The organism is Kitasatospora kazusensis (assembly GCF_039529945.1).
GTDB classification, from domain to species: Bacteria; Actinomycetota; Actinomycetes; order Streptomycetales; family Streptomycetaceae; genus Kitasatospora; species Kitasatospora kazusensis.
Genome location: NZ_BAAANT010000058.1, coordinates 14,397 through 29,454 on the forward strand (window position 1 = coordinate 14,397; position 15,058 = coordinate 29,454).

The following is a 15,058-nucleotide window of genomic DNA, read 5'->3' on the forward strand; positions in this document are numbered from 1 at the left end:
GGCAGACGTTAGCGAGTCGCGGCGATCTAGTCCAAACGCCTACAACATCGAATATTTGACCACTAATCGGACACCAGGCCGGTCGGCCGGAAACGCCGCAGGCCCGGCCCCCACACCGAGGTGGGGAAGCCGGGCCTGCGAGCAGACGCGAAGGGGCCGAACGGGCGTCAGATCCGGACGATGGCCGTGACCGACATGTAGCTGGCGGTCTCGTAGCGGACGAACGCGCCCTCGTGCGGGGCGTGGACGACCTGGCCGCCGCCGACGTACAGGCCGACGTGCCCGCCGCCGTTGAAGATGATCAGGTCACCGGGCTGGGCGACGGAGAGGTCGGTGCCGAGGTTCGTACCGGCGTGCCACTGCTCCTCCGAGGTGCGCGGCAGCGAGATACCCGCCTGGGCGAACGACCACAGCATCAGGCCCGAGCAGTCGAAGGAGTCCGGTCCGGTGTCGCCCATGTGGTAGGGACGGCCGATCCTGCTCTCGGCGGCGGCGATCACAGTGGCGGCGTACGAGCCGGCCGGGGCGGTGGTGCCGAGGTCCGGGCGGGAGCTGCTGCGCGAGGCCCGGTCCGTCGAGGCGGCGGCGGACGCGGCCTTGGCGGCGGCGGCCGAGTCGGCGGCGGCCTTGGCGTCGGCCTGGGCCAGCGCGTCGCGCTCCTGCTGGGTCAGCGAGTTCAGCAGCGCCTGAGCCTGGGCCAGCTTGGCCTGGACGTCGTCCTTGTCGGCCTTGAGGCTCTTGGTCGTCGAGTCCAGCTCGGCGAGCTTCTGCTGCGCCTCGGCCTTCTCCTGGTCGAGCTTGGCCTGCTCGCCCTTGAGCGTCTTCAGCGCGTCGGCCTGCGAGGCACCGAGCTGGTCCAGCGAACCGGCCTGGGTGAGGAAGGAGTCCGGGCTGCTGGAGAGCATCAGCTGCACGGTGGGCGATATGCCGCCGTTGCGGTACTGCTCCGCGGCGAGCGCGCCCAGGCTGCTCTGAAGGGTGCTCACCTGGTCCTGCTGCCGGGCCACCTGGTCCTGGAGGGTGCTGACCTGCTTCTGCAGGGTCTGCTCCTTCTCGGTCGCCCCGTCGTACTTCTCGGTGGCGGCCTCGGCCTGGAGGTGCAGCTGGTCGACCTGGGCCTTGACCTGGTCCTTGGTCGGCGCGGGGTCGGCGTGGGCGCCGGCCTGCGAGGACAGGGCCACGGCGGTGGCCGCGGCCGCGGTCATGATCGAGACGCGGGTGCGGCTGGCGGGCTTGGGACGACGATGGGACGCCACGGAGGCGGGCTCCTTCTTCCTACATCCGCCTACCGGGTGAGCTGACGGGTTCGGGCTGGAAGAGATGCCCTACGACGCCTCACCGACGTCCGCCCAGTTGCGGCGGTCGTCGACCTGGCGCCGATTCACCCCGAGGAACGTGGTTCCCCGGCTCCGATACACAGCGTCCCCGGATGTCTCCCGGTGCGGCAGTCGAGCTGCCGTGCTGCTTCTCGGACTCGGCGGTAACCACCGCCGTCACCCTGGCTGGGTGATCGACCGTGCGGTGGTTCGAACCATGACCCTAGTAACCAACCCGTGATCGGTTCAAATCCTTGTCAGAAAAAACTCTGAATATGAGCCAGTTTTTCCGGCAGGAGCGACCGAGTGTGACGGAATCCGCACGATGGGCTGACAAATCCTCAGCCCCCGGACAGCGGACAGGCCCGTCGAGGGTGTCCCGGATCACAGGACGTCTCGACGGGCCCATCGGTGTCATCGTGCGTCAGTTGCGGCGAACCGTAGGCAAATGTCCGCTTTGCCGGGACGGCGGGAGAGGACCGGCTCAGACCCGGCGGATGGTGCTGATCGTCAGCGTGTCCGCCGGCATCACCTTGACCACGTCACCGGTCTTCGGCGCGTGCACCACCAGGCCGTTGCCGATGTACATCCCGACGTGGTGCTGGTCGTTGAAGAAGATGACCAGGTCGCCCGGCTGGGCCTCGGCCAGCGTGACGCCCGTGCCGATGGTGGCCTGCTCCTGCGAGGTGCGCGGGATCGACACACCGGCCTGCGCGTACGCCCACTGCATCAGGCCCGAGCAGTCGAAGGTGGTCGGGCCGGTGGCCCCCCACACGTAGGCGTCGCCGCGTCGGCTCATCGCGGCGGCCACGGCGGCACCGGCGTAGCCGCCCGGCTGCGGGAGGCTGCCGAGGTCGTAGCGGGCGTCGCTGCGCGAGGCCCGGTCGCCCACCACCGCGGCGCGGTCGGCGGCGCTGAGCGAGTTCAGCAGAGTCCGGGATTGCTGGAGCTTCTGCTGGACCTGGGACTTGGCGTCGTTCAGGGTCTGGGTGCTGCGGTCCAGCTGCGCGAGCACGTCCGCGGCTTCCTGCTTCTCCTGGTCGAGCCGGCGCTGCTGGTCCTTCAGCGACTTCAGGGTCTCGGCCTCGGTGGCCGTGATCTGGTCGGCGCTGGAGGCCTGCTGGAGGTAGTTCGCCGGGTCGGCGGAGAGCATCAGGGCGACCGACTGGTCGATGCCGCCGGAACGATACTGCTCACCGGCCACGGCCGAGAGGCCGACCTCCAGCTGGGTCATCTGGTCCTGGCCGCGGGCGACCTGGTCCTGGAGCTGGGCGGCCTGCTGGCGCAGCTGGTCGGCCCGCTCCTTGGCGCCGTCGTAGACCTCGGAGGCCTGCTCCTGGTCCTGGGTCAGCTTGTCGATCTGCGCCTTGACCTCGTCCGTGGACGGCTTGGCGGGCGCCGCGTGCGCGCTCACCTGGGCGGACAGGGCGACCGCGGTCGCGGCGGCCGCAGTCAGCACGGTGACCCGTGCACGGCTCGGCTGCTTGGGACGGCGGTGGGAGGCCAAGGGACTTGCTCCTTCTTCCTGCTGGACCGACCCCGTTCGGGCGACTGTCCGGAAAATAGGTTTGACGCCAGACCCTAGGTGACGATGGCAGGCTCGCGCCACTCCCCTCCCGTCACGAACCACCGACTCCCGGCGGGATTCACCGGACGGACACAGCATCGCCACGGCTGTCCTTGAACAGCCGTCAAGAATTCCCGCGGTTCAGGCCGACCGGCAGATGGAGGGCGGACCCGGAGACCCGCACTCAGGCCCGGGCCAGCCGGTTGAGCAGCAGGACCGAGGCCACCGGCCGGGCACCCGCCTTGCGGACACCGTCGGCGACCTCCTTGTCGGCGGACACCACCACCACCGGACGCCCCTGCGGCTCGGCCCGGACCAGGCGGCGGATCAGCTCGTCCGCCGTCTCGCCGGTACGGCTGAACCGCACCCGCACCCCGCGCGGGGGTGCCATGATGACCGGGACGTCCAGGTCCTGGCCGTCGAAGACACAGGTGACCTCGGCCTGGGTGCGCTGGGCGAGCATCGCCAGGCCGCCGAGCAGCCTGATCCGCTGCTGCTCCAGCGGCAGCGCCGGGTAGCCGGTCTTGGTGACGTTGTAGCCGTCCACCACCAGGTGGACCTGAGGGATCGCCAGCAGCTGGTCCAGCAGGGCCGGGTCGTCCTCGGCGAGCGCCCGGCGGGCGACGTCGTGCGGGGAGGCGGAGCTCGGCACCACGGCCTCCACCAGGTCGGCCGGATGGAGCTGGGAGACCGGCAGCGCCAGCTCCCGCTGGAGGCCCTGGGCCGACTGGAGCACGGTGTCCAGCAGCAGCCGCAGCCGCATCTCCTCGACGGTACGGCCCTCACGGGCCGAGCGGCGGCCCGCCTCCAACGCCGTCTCCAGCTCGGAGACCCGGTGCCGCAGCCGCCGCGCCTCGCTCTCGGCCGCGCTGCGCTCGGCGGCGGTCAAGGCCTTGGCCGCGTCCAGCTCGGACTGCAGCCTGCGGACCTCCGCCTGGGCCCGGCGGGTGTCGCTCTCCAGGCTGCGGACCTTCTTGCGCAGCGAGTCGGCCTCCCGGCGGACGCCCTCGGCGTCGACCCGCTGCCGCTCCAGGTCCGCCCGCGCCTGCGAGCGCAGCTCGGCCAGCTCGGCCTGGAGCTTCTCCACCAGCCGGGTGGCCTCGGCGGCCATCCCCTCGGCCCCGGCCCGCTCGACCAGCTCGCCCGCCTCGGCGACCAGCCGGCTCCAGCCCGTCGGGCGGATCAGGTAGGCGGCGGCGGCCACGTCCATCGGGTCGGCGGCGCCGGGGACGGTACCCGCCTCCAGCGCCTTGACCAGGTCGGGCTGCCCCAGGCGCAGCCGCTCCGCTATCCGTACCCGGAACGCCGGCTCGGACTCCAGCGCGGCGGCCAGCGCGGTGCCCGCGTACTTGGCCCGGCGGGCCGGGGTGAACTTGGCGTACTGGCGCAGCGAGGCCGGCAGGTCGGCCGGGGCCAGGCCGCCGAGCGCGTCGGCGGCGATGCCGACCACCCGGCGGCGGACGCCCTCGGGCAGCGGCCGGTCCAGGTGTTCGGCCGCGGCGGGCTGCGCCGGGGCGGGCTGCCCGGCGGCGTCCTCCCCTGCGGGAGCCTCCCCTGCGGTGTTCTCCCCTGCCGGGGCGTCGGCCACCGGAGCACCGGCCGCCGCCTCAGGGGCGTCCGGGGGCACCGCCCCGGGCATCGGACCGGGCCCGGCCTGCGGCTCAGCGGGCGGCTGCCCCTGCGGCTCGGCTGGCCCCCTCGCTGCGTCCACCACGTCCTCGGCTCCGATTCTGCTCTGCGGGGTCCGTACGGCCGGTTGCCGCTGCCCTCAAACACACCGCTCTCTGCAATTGTCCCGGGTACCGTGCCCCACCCGGGACCACGCCACACTCCGGCTGCTACTCCTCGGAGCCCGGGCGGTCCACCAGCTCGACCTGGTCCACCGCGTTGCACCAGCGGCAGCGCACCGACTCCACGGTCTCGGCGAGCACCTCGGTCTCCTCCACCTTGGACTCGCCCGCGAGGTCGAAGTGCAGGAACTCGATCACCCGCGAGGACCTGGTCACGTCGAAGCGGGTCAGGTTGCCGCAGAGCGTGCAGCGCCAGCGGGTCTCAGCGGTGGGGATGGCGATGGTCATCGGGGTTCCTCTCGGCTGTCACCCAGGTCCGGACAGGTCTGGATGCGCCAAGCCTATTGCCTGCCGGTGAACCGCCGTCCACCGGTCCTGAGCTCACCGCGTTCACCCGCTTGCAGGACAACACGGTGTCAGGCCCGGCGGCCCGAGGAATGCTCGCAGGCATGGTGACTCCCGTCCTCGACCAGCCCGCCACCCGGGACACCGGCCCGCCCGGCCGGCCGGCGGTCGTCACCCTCGGGCTCATCGCGCTCGGCGCACTCGTCCTGCTGACCGGCCCGAGCTTCGGGCTGAACCCGCGTTACGGCACCGGCCCGGCGCGGGTCTGCGCCGAGCAGCGGTACGAGCAGCGCTGGGGCGCCGTCCCCGCCGAGCTGATCGGCGGCCGGCCGCTGACGGCCGGTCAGCTCGCCGAGCTGCCCCCCGTGGTGCCGGGCTGCACGGTCTCCCCCGCGCCGCACAAGATCCCGGTGCTGTCGGTGCTCAGTTCGCTGTTCGTGCACGCCGGGTGGCTGCACCTGCTGGGCAACGTGCTCTTCCTCTTCGTCTTCGGCCCCGGCGTCGAGGAGCGGTTCGGCCGGGTGCGCTTCCTGCTCCTCTATCTCTGCGTCGGCTACCTCGCGACGTACGGCTACGCGGTGGCCGAGGCGGGCTCCACCGACTCGGTACGGGCCCTGGTCGGCGCCTCGGGCGCGATCGCCGGGGTGCTCGGCGCGTACCTGCGGCTCTACCCGAAGGCCCGGGTGACGACGCTCGTCCCACTGCTGTTCTTCCTGCCGCTGCGCCTCCCGGCCTGGCTGGTGCTGGGCCTGTGGTTCGTCCTGCAGTGGTGGTCGGTGCACTCGGGCGGGCCCGGCGTGGCGTACCTCGTCCACGTCATCGGCTTCACCGCCGGTTACCTGGCCGCCTGGGCCGGCACCGCACTCCCGATACGCTGGCGGCGACCCCCACGGACAGGAGCCCCAGAGTGATCACCGCGATCGTGCTCATCAAGACCAGCGTCGACCGGATCCCCGAGATCGCCGAGGCGATCGCCGCCATCGAGGGCGTCAGCGAGGTCTACTCCGTGACCGGCGGCTACGACCTGGTCGCGATGGTCCGGGTCCGGCGCCACGACGACCTGGCGGCGGTGATCCCCGGCAAGCTCAACAAGGTCCCCGGAGTCGAGCACACCGAGACCCAGATCGCCTTCCGCACCTACTCCCAGCACGACCTGGAAGCCGCCTTCGCCCTCGGCCTCGAAGACTGACGGGGAGTCCCCCCAGGGGCGCGGGGAACTGCGCGAAATCGGAAGGCTCGGACCGTTGCCGCTCCGCTGAGAGCCACCGGCACCCTGTTGCGCACTGCGTAGCGGGGTGCCCGTTGCTCAGTTGCGACGAGTGTCAGCGACGCAGCGCCCGCCCTCGCTGCGGTACGTCCACCTCGCACCATCGCGGACGAGCTCGCCGACGGCAGTCAGGAAGCGGTCCAGGTGCTCGTCCGGCGTGCCGGCCCCGAAGCTGACCCGGATGGCGTTCAGGCTGCGCTCGCCCGGCAGTGAGGGCTCCGGCGCGCCGCACTCGGACGGGGTGGCGTCCTCGCCGCCCAGCAGGGTGCGGACCAGCGGGTGGGCGCAGAACAGCCCGTCCCGGACGCCGATGCCGTACTCGGCGGAGAGCGCCGCCGAGAAGTGCGAGCTGTTCCAGCCCTGCACCACGAAGGAGAGCACGCCGACCCGGGCGGCCTCCTCCCCGAACAGGCTGAGCACCCTGACCTCGGGGATCTCGGCCAGCCCGGCCGTCAGACGGGCGATCAGCCGCTGCTCGCGGGCCTCCAGTGCGTCGAACCCGGCCTCGGTGAGCGCCCGGCAGGCCGAGGCGACCGCGTAGGCGCCGATCACGTTCGGGGAGCCGGCCTCGTGCCGCGCCGGGCCGGTCTGCCACTCCACCGCCACCGAGCCGTCCGCCTCGCGGGCCACCGTACGGCTCGCGCCGCCGCCGGCCAGGTACGGCTCGGCCGCGTCCAGCCAGTCGCTGCGGCCCGCGAGCACGCCCGCGCCGAACGGGGCGTACAGCTTGTGGCCGGAGAAGGCGATCCAGTCGACGCCCAGCTCCCGGACGGAGACCCGGTGGTGCGGGGCCAGCTGCGCGGCGTCCAGGACCACCCGGGCGCCGTACCGGTGGGCGGTCTCGGTGAGCTCGGCGACCGGCCACAGCTCGCCGGTCACGTTGGAGGCACCGGTGACGCAGAACAGCTTCGGGCCCTCGGGGGCCTCGGCGAGCGCCTCGGCGAGCCGGGCGACGGCCTCGGCGTGCGAGCGCGGGGCCCGCAGGTAGCCGACCGTCAGGCCCTCGCGGCGCCAGGGCAGCAGCGAGGCGTGGTGCTCGGTCTCGAAGGCGAACACCCGGGTCCCGGCGGGGAGGGCGCCCGCGAGCAGGTTGAGCGAGTCGGTGGTGGCCCGGGTGAAGACGACCTGGTCGTCCTCGCGGAGGTCGAGGAACTCCTCGACGGTGCGGCGGCTCTGCTCGAACAGGTCGGTGGAGAGCTGCGAGAGGTACCCGGCGCCCCGGTGCACGCTGCCGTAGTACGGCGCGTACGCGGCGACGTCGTCCCAGACCCGCTGGAGCGCCGGGGAGCTGGCGGCGTAGTCGAGCGCGGCGTAGCCGACCTTCTCGCCGGAGACCAGCGGCACCTGGACGTCGTGGCCGAGGACGGCGAGCGGGGAGCAGAGATCGGTGGCGACGGACATGGCGGTGCACTCCTCTGGGGTCAGGACCCCGGGAGTGCTCAAGAGACCGGTGGCCCGCGCTTGCCACGCGGACGATTCGCCGCGAAGCCCGGTCCTCACCCAGGGCACCCCGCCACGGACGGAGGGTTGCCGGACAGCAAGCTGGGGCTTGTCGCTGTCACTCATGACCTGTCGTCGACTCTATGCAGGCATCCGGAAGATGGTCAAACCGCCATCCACCATCCGGACGCCGGGCCGCTCGCCCGCACCGCCGGGGGCACCCGGGCACCGCGGTGCGCGGTGACGCACCACGGTGCCCCAGATGGGCCGGGCTACCGTGCCGTGGCCTCGGCCCAGCGCTTGAGGGTGGCCTCGGCCGCCCCCGAGTCGATGGCCACCGCGGCCCGTTCCATGCCGGCCGCCAGCTGCTCGGGCAGCGGAGCGTCCGTCAGGTCGAGGGCGGCCAGGGCGGCGGCCGTGTTGAGCAGGACGGCGTCCCGGACGGCGCCGCGCTCGCCGGCCAGCAGGCGGCGGGCCACGGCCGCGTTGTACTCGGCGTCGGCGCCGCGCAGCGCCTCGATGCCCACCAGCTCGATGCCGACCTCGCGCGGGTCGAAGGCGGTCTCGGTGATTCGGCCGTCCCGGACGATCCAGACCCGGGAGGTGGTGGAGATGGTCAGCTCGTCCAGGCCGTCGTCGCCCCGGAAGACCAGGGCGGTGGCGCCGCGCGCGGCGAGCACCCCGGCGATCAGCCCGGCCAGCCGGGTGTCGAAGCAGCCGATCGCGTGCGCGGTGACCCGGGCCGGATTGGTGAGCGGGCCGAGGATGTTGAAGGCGGTCGGCACCCCGAGGTCGCGCCGGGCGGTGGCCGCGTGCCGCATCGCCGGGTGGAACCTGGCCGCGTTGCAGAAGGTCAGCCCGACCTCCTCGGCGATCTCGGCGACCCGCCGGACGGAGAGGTCCGAGCTGATGCCGAGCTTCTCCAGCACGTCGGTCGAGCCGCTGGCGGAGGAGGCGGCGCGGTTGCCGTGCTTGACCACCTTGGCCCCGGCGGCCGCCGCGACGATCGCCGACATGGTGGAGATGTTGACCGTCTTGGCCCGGTCGCCGCCGGTGCCGACGATGTCCACCGCCGGGCCGGGGATGTGCAGCGGCTCGGCGTGGTCGTACATCGCCTCGACCAGGCCGGAGATCTCCTCCACCGACTCGCCCTTGGCCCGCAGCGCGACCATGAAGCCGGCCACCTGCACCGGGCTGGCCTCGCCGCGCATGATGCGGTCCATCGCCCAGGCGGTGTCGCCCCGGGTCAGGTCGGCGCCGGAGAGCAGCGCGCTCAGGAGGTCCGGCCAGGAGCGGACCACCTGCGCGGGGTCGCTACCGCCGTTCGCAGGCTGCACGTTCACCATGGCTGACTCCAGCTCTCATCGCTTCAACAAACCGAAAGGGATGGAGCCAGCCTAGCGAGCGGCGTACGGCCGGCGCCTCGATCCGGGAAGCCTTCTCTCCAGTCGAGACGCGCGGCCCCGGACCGTCAGTGGGCGGCAGGTGTCCGCCCGGCCGTCCGGGCCCGCAGCAGGGTGGCCGCCGAACCGGCCAGGGCGACCGGGTCCACCGGGTGCGAGATCGCGGCGTCCGCACGGCTCCAGGCGGCCAGCCAGGAGTCCTGCGGGCGGCCGATCAGCACCAGGACGGGCGGGCAGCCGTAGATCTCGTCCTTGATCTGCCGCGCGACCCCGAGCCCGCCGGCCGGGCTGGCCTCGCCGTCCAGGATGCAGAGGTCGATGCCGCCCTTCTCCAGCGCCCGCAGGACGGCGGGCAGCGTCGCGCACTCCAGGTAGCCGACCTCGGGGAGGTCCGCGGCCGGGCGCCGGCCGAGCGCCAGCGAAACCTGCTCACGGGTGTTGCGGTCGTCGCTGTAGACGAGAACGGTGAGCGTCTCGTCGGTCGTGTGCGCCATGGGCCCTGCTCCCGGGTGCTCGTCCTCATGTCCCGCACCTGTGTACGGCCACAGGTACGGCTCGCGCGGGCCCGATGTGATCCGGACCACTCGCACCTCCGGATGCTACTCCCGACGAACCCCGGTAGTGAGCCCTTGACGCGATCTCCCTCAAGGCGCCGCGCCAAGGCCTCACCCACTCGGAGGACGGCCCGTCACCCTGAGCCGTTTACATCACTCGTACGGCTGAGGCTCTAACCCATGCCGGCACCGGACGGCCACAGCGACACGCGGCGCAGAAGAGTGGTCCGTGCCCCTCAGGGCCCTCGAAGAACCGTCAGAAAACGGACACGGCCTCCCCAACCCCCTCAGCGGACGCCCCGTCGGCCCCCAACGGGGCATACCGCACGCACCGGACACTCCGAGGTACACCCCCCGGCGTGAAGACGGAATAAGGGACCGACATAATGTCCGTCGTGGCGACAGCAACAGCAACAGAAACCGGACACGCGCACGGAGCGGTCAACAGGCCGAACCTGGTCAGCGTCGGAACCATCGTCTGGCTGAGCTCCGAGCTGATGTTCTTCGCGGCCCTCTTCGCGATGTACTTCACGCTCCGCTCGGTCAAGGGCCCAGAGTTCTGGGCGGAGAAGGCGCACGCCCTCAACGTCCCCTTCTCGGCGGGAAACACCACGATCCTGGTGCTCTCCTCGCTCACCTGCCAGCTCGGCGTCTTCGCCGCCGAGCGCGGTGACGTGAAGAAGCTCCGCTCGTGGTTCATCCTCACCTTCGCAATGGGCGCGATCTTCATCGGTGGGCAGATCTTCGAGTACACCGAGCTGGTCAAGAAGGACGGCCTCTCGCTGTCCTCGGACCCGTACGGCACGGTGTTCTACCTGACCACCGGCTTTCACGGCATGCACGTGACGGGTGGTCTGATCGCCTTCCTGCTGGTCCTGGGACGGACGTACGCAGCCAAGCGGTTCACGCACGAGCAGGCCACCGCCGCGATCGTGGTGTCGTACTACTGGCACTTCGTCGACGTCGTGTGGATCGGCCTGTTCGCGACCATCTACCTGATCAAGTAACCAGCTGATCAGGTCGCTGGCTGCCGGCCGGACCACGCAGGCCCGTACCGACCGACCGCGCGCCCCCCAAGCCGGACCGACCGGGCCGACCTCCGGGCGCACCCCCAGCCGACCAGATCCTGACACCGGGGTTATTCCGTGAAAAAGCTCTCCGCACGACGGCGCCACCCACTGGCGGCGCTGGTCGTCCTACTCTTCGCCCTGGCGGTGACCGGGGGGCTGTACGCCGCGTTCGTGCCCGCCGAGAATGCCCAGGCCGACTCCTCGGCACAGTCGCTCGCCATCGATGAGGGCAAGCGGCTCTTCGCCGTTGGCTGCTCCTCCTGCCACGGCCTGAACGGCCAGGGCAGCTCCGACGGTCCGAGCCTGGTCGGCGTCGGCTCCGCCGCGGTCGACTTCCAGGTCGGCACCGGCCGGATGCCCGCGCAGCAGCCGGGTGCCCAGGTCCCGCGCAAGAAGGTCATCTACAGCCAGGCCGAGATCGACCAGCTGGCCGCCTACGTGGCCTCGTTCGGTCCGGGCCCGGTTGTCCCGACCACGGACCAGTACACCTCCACCAGCCCGGACGACGTGGCCAAGGGTGGCGAGCTGTTCCGCACCAACTGCGCCCAGTGCCACAACTTCGCCGCTTCGGGCGGTGCTCTGACGCAGGGCAAGTACGCCCCGGCGCTCGAAGGTGTCGACCCCAAGCACATCTACGAGGCCATGCAGACCGGCCCGCAGAACATGCCGTCCTTCCCGGACAGCACCATGCCGGAGGCCCAGAAGCGCCAGATCGTGGCCTTCGTCCGCCACACCACCAACGACGAGCCCAACCCCGGTGGTCTGGCCCTCGGCAGCCTCGGTCCGGTGACCGAGGGTCTGTTCGGTTGGATCTTCGGTCTCGGCGCTCTCATCGCGATCGCGATCTGGGTCGCCGCCCACACCACCAAGGCCAAGAAGTCATGAGCCACGACAACATGCCAGAAGAGCACAAGCTGCCCGAGGCGCACGACGCCTCCCACGGCCACGACGTCGCCCCGCACGGGGACCCGTTCGCCGACCCCGGTCTGCCGGTCCACGAGCCGCGCCGCACCGACATCGACGAGCGGGCCGCCCAGCGGGCCGAGCGCCAGGTCTCGCTGATGTTCATCGTGTCGATGCTGGCCACCGTCGGGTTCATCGCCTCGTACGTGGTCTTCCCGATCGACAAGATCATCTACGTCTTCCCGCTGGGCCACGTCAGCGCGCTGAACCTCGCGCTCGGCCTGACCCTGGGCGTGGCGCTGTTCTGCATCGGCGCGGGCGCGGTCCACTGGGCCCGCACGCTGATGTCGGACCACGAGGTCCCGGCCGAGCGGCACGCGATCGAGGCTGACGACGAGGTCCGCGCGGACGTCATCGAGCAGTTCAAGACCGGTGCCGCGGAGTCCGGCTTCGGCCGCCGCAAGATGATCCGCAACACCCTGATCGGCTCGATGGCCCTGGTGCCGCTCTCCGGCGTCGTGCTGCTGCGCGACCTCGGCCCGCTGCCCGAGACGAAGCTCGACCACACGGGCTGGCAGGAAGCCACCCCGGCGCAGCCGATCCAGCTGATCAACATGAACACCGAGCTGCCGATGAAGGCCGAGGACATCGTCATCGGCTCACTGACCTTCGCCAAGCCCCAGGGCCTGACGCAGGACGACGAGCAGTTCCAGGAGAAGATCGCCAAGGACGCCCTGATGCTGGTCCGGATCGCTCCGGAGGACATCAAGGACACCAGCTCCCGCGACCTCGGGTTCGAGGGCATCCTCGCCTACTCCAAGATCTGCACCCACGTCGGCTGCCCGATCAGCCTGTACGAGCAGCAGACCCACCACGCCCTGTGCCCCTGCCACCAGTCGACCTTCGACCTGTCAGACGGCGCCCGCGTGATCTTCGGCCCGGCCGGCCACCCGCTGCCGCAGCTGAAGATCACCACTGACGAGAAGGGCTTCCTGGTCGCCACCGGCGACTTCAGCGAGCCCGTCGGCCCGAGCTTCTGGGAGCGCTCCGCATGAGTTCCGCGAGCAGCGCCACCACTGGCGCCACCAAGCCGAGCAGCACTCGCGCCAAGCCCGCGAACAAGGGCGAGGCCGCTGCCGACTACCTGGACGGCCGGCTGGGGATCTACTCCCTGGCCAAGGCCAACCTGCGCAAGATCTTCCCGGACCACTGGTCCTTCATGCTCGGTGAGATCTGCCTCTACACCTTCGTCATCATCATCCTGACGGGTGTCTACCTCACGCTGTTCTTCAAGCCCAGCATGGGCGAGGTGATCTACCACGGCAGCTACGCCCCGCTGAACGGCATCAAGATGTCGGAGGCCTACGCCTCCACGGTCGACATCAGCTTCGAGGTCCGCGGTGGTCTGCTGATCCGTCAGATCCACCACTGGGCCGCGATCGTGTTCGTCGCCGCGATGCTCGTGCACATGATGCGCGTGTTCTTCACCGGCGCGTTCCGCAAGCCCCGTGAGATCAACTGGCTCTTCGGGTTCCTGCTGCTGTTCCTGGGCATGTTCGACGGCTTCATGGGCTACTCGCTCCCGGACGACCTGCTCTCCGGTACGGGTATCCGCTTCATGGAGGGCGCCGTGCTCGCGGTGCCGCTGGTGGGCACCTACCTCCAGATGTTCATGTTCGGCGGCGAGTTCCCCGGCACCGACATCGTGCCGCGGCTCTTCACCGTCCACGTGCTGCTGATCCCCGGCATCATGGTCGGCCTGCTGGTGGCCCACCTGATCCTGGTCTTCTACCACAAGCACACCCAGTTCGCGGGCGCCGGCAAGACCGAAGAGAACGTCGTGGGCATGCCGCTCATGCCGGTCTACATGGCCAAGGCCGGTGGCTTCTTCTTCCTGGTGTTCGGCATCATCGCCGCCATCTCGGCGATCGCCACCGTCAACCCGATCTGGGCCTACGGCCCGTACCGCCCCGACCAGGTGTCCACCGACGCCCAGCCGGACTGGTACATGGGCTTCTCCGAGGGCCTGATCCGCATCATGCCGGGCTGGGAGATCCGCGCCTGGGGCCACACCCTGAACCTGGGTGTGTTCATCCCGCTGATGATCTTCCCGCTGGTGCTGTTCGTCCTCGCCGCGTACCCGTTCATCGAGGCCTGGATCACCGGCGACAAGCGCGAGCGCCACATCCTGGACCGCCCGCGCAACGCGCCCGTCCGCACCGCGGTCGGCTCGGCCTGGATCAGCCTGTACGTGGTACTGCTGATCGGTGGTGGCAACGACCTGATCGCCACCCACCTGCACCTGTCGATCAATGACATCACGTACTTCGTCCGGATCGGCTTCTTCGTCGTGCCGGTGATCGTCTTCTTCATCGTCAAGCGCTGGTGCCTCGGCCTGCAGCGTCGCGACAAGGAGAAGGTGCTGCACGGTCGCGAGACCGGCGTCATCAAGCGCCTGCCGCACGGCGAGTTCGTCGAGATCCACGCCCAGCTGCCGGCGGACAAGCTGCACAAGCTCACCGCCCACGAGCAGGCGCGGCCGCTGGAGCTTCCGGCGGAGGTCGACGAGAACGGCGTCCAGCGCAAGGTCGGCCGCCTCACCAAGGTCCGGGCCAAGCTCTCCAAGGGCTACTTCGGCGAGCACAGCCAGATCGCCAAGCCGACGGCCGAGGAGCACCACGAGATCACCAGCGGCGGCGGTCACCACTGATCCCCGCCTGACCTCGGTCAGATCGCCACCTGAGGCCCCCTCCCCCGGAACTTCTCCGGGGGAGGGGGCCTCGGCCTTTCTCCCCACCCACCCCGTCCCGTCCCCGTCCCCGTCAGGAGCCCCTTGTGCAGCTGAGCATCGACCACGCCTCCGCCACTCCCCCGTACGAGCAGGTACGGGCCCAGATCGCCGACCAGGCCCGCAGCGGCGTCCTGCCCACCGGCCTGAAGCTGCCCACCGTCCGGGCGCTCGCCGAGGACCTCGGGCTCGCCCCGAACACGGTGGCCCGGGCCTACCGCGAGCTGGAGTCGGACGGGGTGGTGGAGACCCACGGCCGACGCGGGACGCTCATCGCCGCGACGGGCGACACCGCCCACCGGCAGGCGGCCGCCGCCGCGACGGAGTACGCGGAGCGGGCCCTGCGGCTCGGGCTCTCCCACGACGAGGCACGGGATGCGGTGGCCACGGCCCTGCGGGGTGCCTTCGGCGGGTGAGCGGGGTACCCCCAGGGGCGCGGGCGAACTTTGCGTAACCGGGCAACCCATAGGGGCGCGGGGAACTGCGCGACCAGGGCACGACGGAGGTGCACGGTTGCGCGCGCAGGGCGGTTTCTAGCGGTCGTTGCAACACGTGGTTGGTTGTCTAGGCCGTGAGGAGTTTAGCCAGACGCTCGGCTGGGGTTTCCCAGCCGAG

The 15,058-nt window shown here is 71.0% G+C and carries 14 protein-coding genes and 2 riboswitches; of the genes, 7 read left to right on the forward strand and 7 right to left on the reverse strand.

Translation table 11 applies throughout. The annotated features are described in order from the left end of the window. Positions 1-167: 167 nt before the first annotated feature. The 4 genes from ABD330_RS29435 to ABD330_RS29450 all read right to left on the reverse strand — a co-directional run bounded on the left by ABD330_RS29435 (position 168) and on the right by ABD330_RS29450 (position 4,961). On the reverse strand, positions 168-1,256 hold the full coding sequence (locus ABD330_RS29435; RefSeq protein ID WP_344469230.1) for a C40 family peptidase: 1,089 nt from the start codon (positions 1,254-1,256) through the stop codon (positions 168-170). 10 nt (positions 1,257-1,266) lie between these two features. Continuing rightward, a riboswitch (cyclic di-AMP (ydaO/yuaA leader) is annotated at positions 1,267-1,432 on the reverse strand. Between the two features lie 368 nt (positions 1,433-1,800). Continuing rightward, on the reverse strand, positions 1,801-2,823 hold the full coding sequence (locus ABD330_RS29440) for a C40 family peptidase (RefSeq protein WP_344469232.1): 1,023 nt from the start codon (positions 2,821-2,823) through the stop codon (positions 1,801-1,803). A 244-nt stretch (positions 2,824-3,067) separates the two neighbouring features. Beyond that, complete coding sequence (locus tag ABD330_RS29445; RefSeq protein WP_425555682.1) at positions 3,068-4,522, reverse strand: NYN domain-containing protein; 1,455 nt, start codon at positions 4,520-4,522, stop codon at positions 3,068-3,070. Positions 4,523-4,721: 199 nt separating this feature from the next. After that, the gene (locus ABD330_RS29450; protein ID WP_344469235.1) at positions 4,722-4,961 is read right to left on the reverse strand and encodes a hypothetical protein; all 240 of its coding nucleotides are present in this window, start codon (positions 4,959-4,961) and stop codon (positions 4,722-4,724) included. A 161-nt stretch (positions 4,962-5,122) separates the two neighbouring features. Here ABD330_RS29450 and ABD330_RS29455 point away from each other — a divergent pair, with 161 nt between their 5' ends. Both ABD330_RS29455 and ABD330_RS29460 read left to right on the forward strand, forming a co-directional pair. Next, entirely contained in the window at positions 5,123-5,929 is an 807-nt protein-coding gene (locus ABD330_RS29455) for a rhomboid family intramembrane serine protease (protein WP_344469237.1), read from the forward strand. Further along, positions 5,926-6,207, forward strand: coding sequence for an Lrp/AsnC ligand binding domain-containing protein (locus tag ABD330_RS29460; protein ID WP_344469238.1), 282 nt, complete (start codon positions 5,926-5,928; stop codon positions 6,205-6,207). Before ABD330_RS29455 ends, ABD330_RS29460 begins: the two co-directional genes overlap by 4 nt. A 117-nt stretch (positions 6,208-6,324) precedes the next feature. Here ABD330_RS29460 and ABD330_RS29465 read toward each other — a convergent pair whose 3' ends face one another. The 3 genes from ABD330_RS29465 to ABD330_RS29475 all read right to left on the reverse strand — a co-directional run bounded on the left by ABD330_RS29465 (position 6,325) and on the right by ABD330_RS29475 (position 9,622). Next, positions 6,325-7,686, reverse strand: coding sequence for an aminotransferase class V-fold PLP-dependent enzyme (locus ABD330_RS29465; RefSeq protein WP_344469240.1), 1,362 nt, complete (start codon positions 7,684-7,686; stop codon positions 6,325-6,327). A gap of 51 nt (positions 7,687-7,737) precedes the next feature. After that, positions 7,738-7,855, reverse strand: a riboswitch (SAM riboswitch). Between the two features lie 142 nt (positions 7,856-7,997). Then, a complete protein-coding gene (trpD, locus tag ABD330_RS29470) occupies positions 7,998-9,071 on the reverse strand; it encodes an anthranilate phosphoribosyltransferase (RefSeq protein WP_344469242.1) in 1,074 nt (357 codons plus the stop codon). Positions 9,072-9,196: 125 nt separating this feature from the next. Continuing rightward, positions 9,197-9,622 (reverse strand): DNA-binding transcriptional response regulator, encoded by a 426-nt coding sequence (locus ABD330_RS29475; protein WP_344469244.1) that lies wholly within the window; start codon positions 9,620-9,622, stop codon positions 9,197-9,199. A 446-nt stretch (positions 9,623-10,068) separates the two neighbouring features. Between ABD330_RS29475 and ctaE the strand changes: the two genes are divergently transcribed. The 5 genes from ctaE to ABD330_RS29500 all read left to right on the forward strand — a co-directional run bounded on the left by ctaE (position 10,069) and on the right by ABD330_RS29500 (position 14,859). Beyond that, positions 10,069-10,689, forward strand: a complete 621-nt coding sequence (gene ctaE / locus ABD330_RS29480) for an aa3-type cytochrome oxidase subunit III (protein WP_344469246.1) — start codon at positions 10,069-10,071, stop codon at positions 10,687-10,689. Between the two features lie 138 nt (positions 10,690-10,827). Continuing rightward, positions 10,828-11,637 (forward strand): cytochrome bc1 complex diheme cytochrome c subunit, encoded by an 810-nt coding sequence (gene qcrC / locus ABD330_RS29485; RefSeq protein ID WP_344469248.1) that lies wholly within the window; start codon positions 10,828-10,830, stop codon positions 11,635-11,637. Continuing rightward, entirely contained in the window at positions 11,634-12,710 is a 1,077-nt protein-coding gene (qcrA, locus tag ABD330_RS29490) for a cytochrome bc1 complex Rieske iron-sulfur subunit (RefSeq protein WP_344469250.1), read from the forward strand. The genes qcrC and qcrA overlap by 4 nt, the downstream gene beginning before the upstream one ends. Then, positions 12,707-14,365 carry a cytochrome bc1 complex cytochrome b subunit gene (gene qcrB, locus ABD330_RS29495; RefSeq protein ID WP_344469252.1) on the forward strand — a complete coding sequence of 553 codons (1,659 nt, stop codon included), beginning with the start codon at positions 12,707-12,709 and terminating at the stop codon, positions 14,363-14,365. The genes qcrA and qcrB overlap by 4 nt, the downstream gene beginning before the upstream one ends. A gap of 125 nt (positions 14,366-14,490) precedes the next feature. Next, positions 14,491-14,859: a GntR family transcriptional regulator gene (locus tag ABD330_RS29500; protein WP_344469254.1), complete on the forward strand. Its 369-nt coding sequence runs from the start codon at positions 14,491-14,493 to the stop codon at positions 14,857-14,859. The last annotated feature ends 199 nt before the right edge of the window (positions 14,860-15,058 follow it).

Coding starts and splice junctions, on each gene's coding strand:
- ABD330_RS29445 (WP_425555682.1), bottom strand. CDS start 4,522: ATGCCCGGGGCGGTGCCCCCGGACGCCCCTGAGGCGGCGGCCGGTGCT.
- ABD330_RS29450 (WP_344469235.1), bottom strand. CDS start 4,961: ATGACCATCGCCATCCCCACCGCTGAGACCCGCTGGCGCTGCACGCTC.
- ABD330_RS29455 (WP_344469237.1), top strand. CDS start 5,123: ATGGTGACTCCCGTCCTCGACCAGCCCGCCACCCGGGACACCGGCCCG.
- ABD330_RS29465 (WP_344469240.1), bottom strand. CDS start 7,686: ATGTCCGTCGCCACCGATCTCTGCTCCCCGCTCGCCGTCCTCGGCCAC.
- trpD (WP_344469242.1), bottom strand. CDS start 9,071: ATGGTGAACGTGCAGCCTGCGAACGGCGGTAGCGACCCCGCGCAGGTG.
- ABD330_RS29475 (WP_344469244.1), bottom strand. CDS start 9,622: ATGGCGCACACGACCGACGAGACGCTCACCGTTCTCGTCTACAGCGAC.
- ctaE (WP_344469246.1), top strand. CDS start 10,069: ATGTCCGTCGTGGCGACAGCAACAGCAACAGAAACCGGACACGCGCAC.
- qcrA (WP_344469250.1), top strand. CDS start 11,634: ATGAGCCACGACAACATGCCAGAAGAGCACAAGCTGCCCGAGGCGCAC.
- qcrB (WP_344469252.1), top strand. CDS start 12,707: ATGAGTTCCGCGAGCAGCGCCACCACTGGCGCCACCAAGCCGAGCAGC.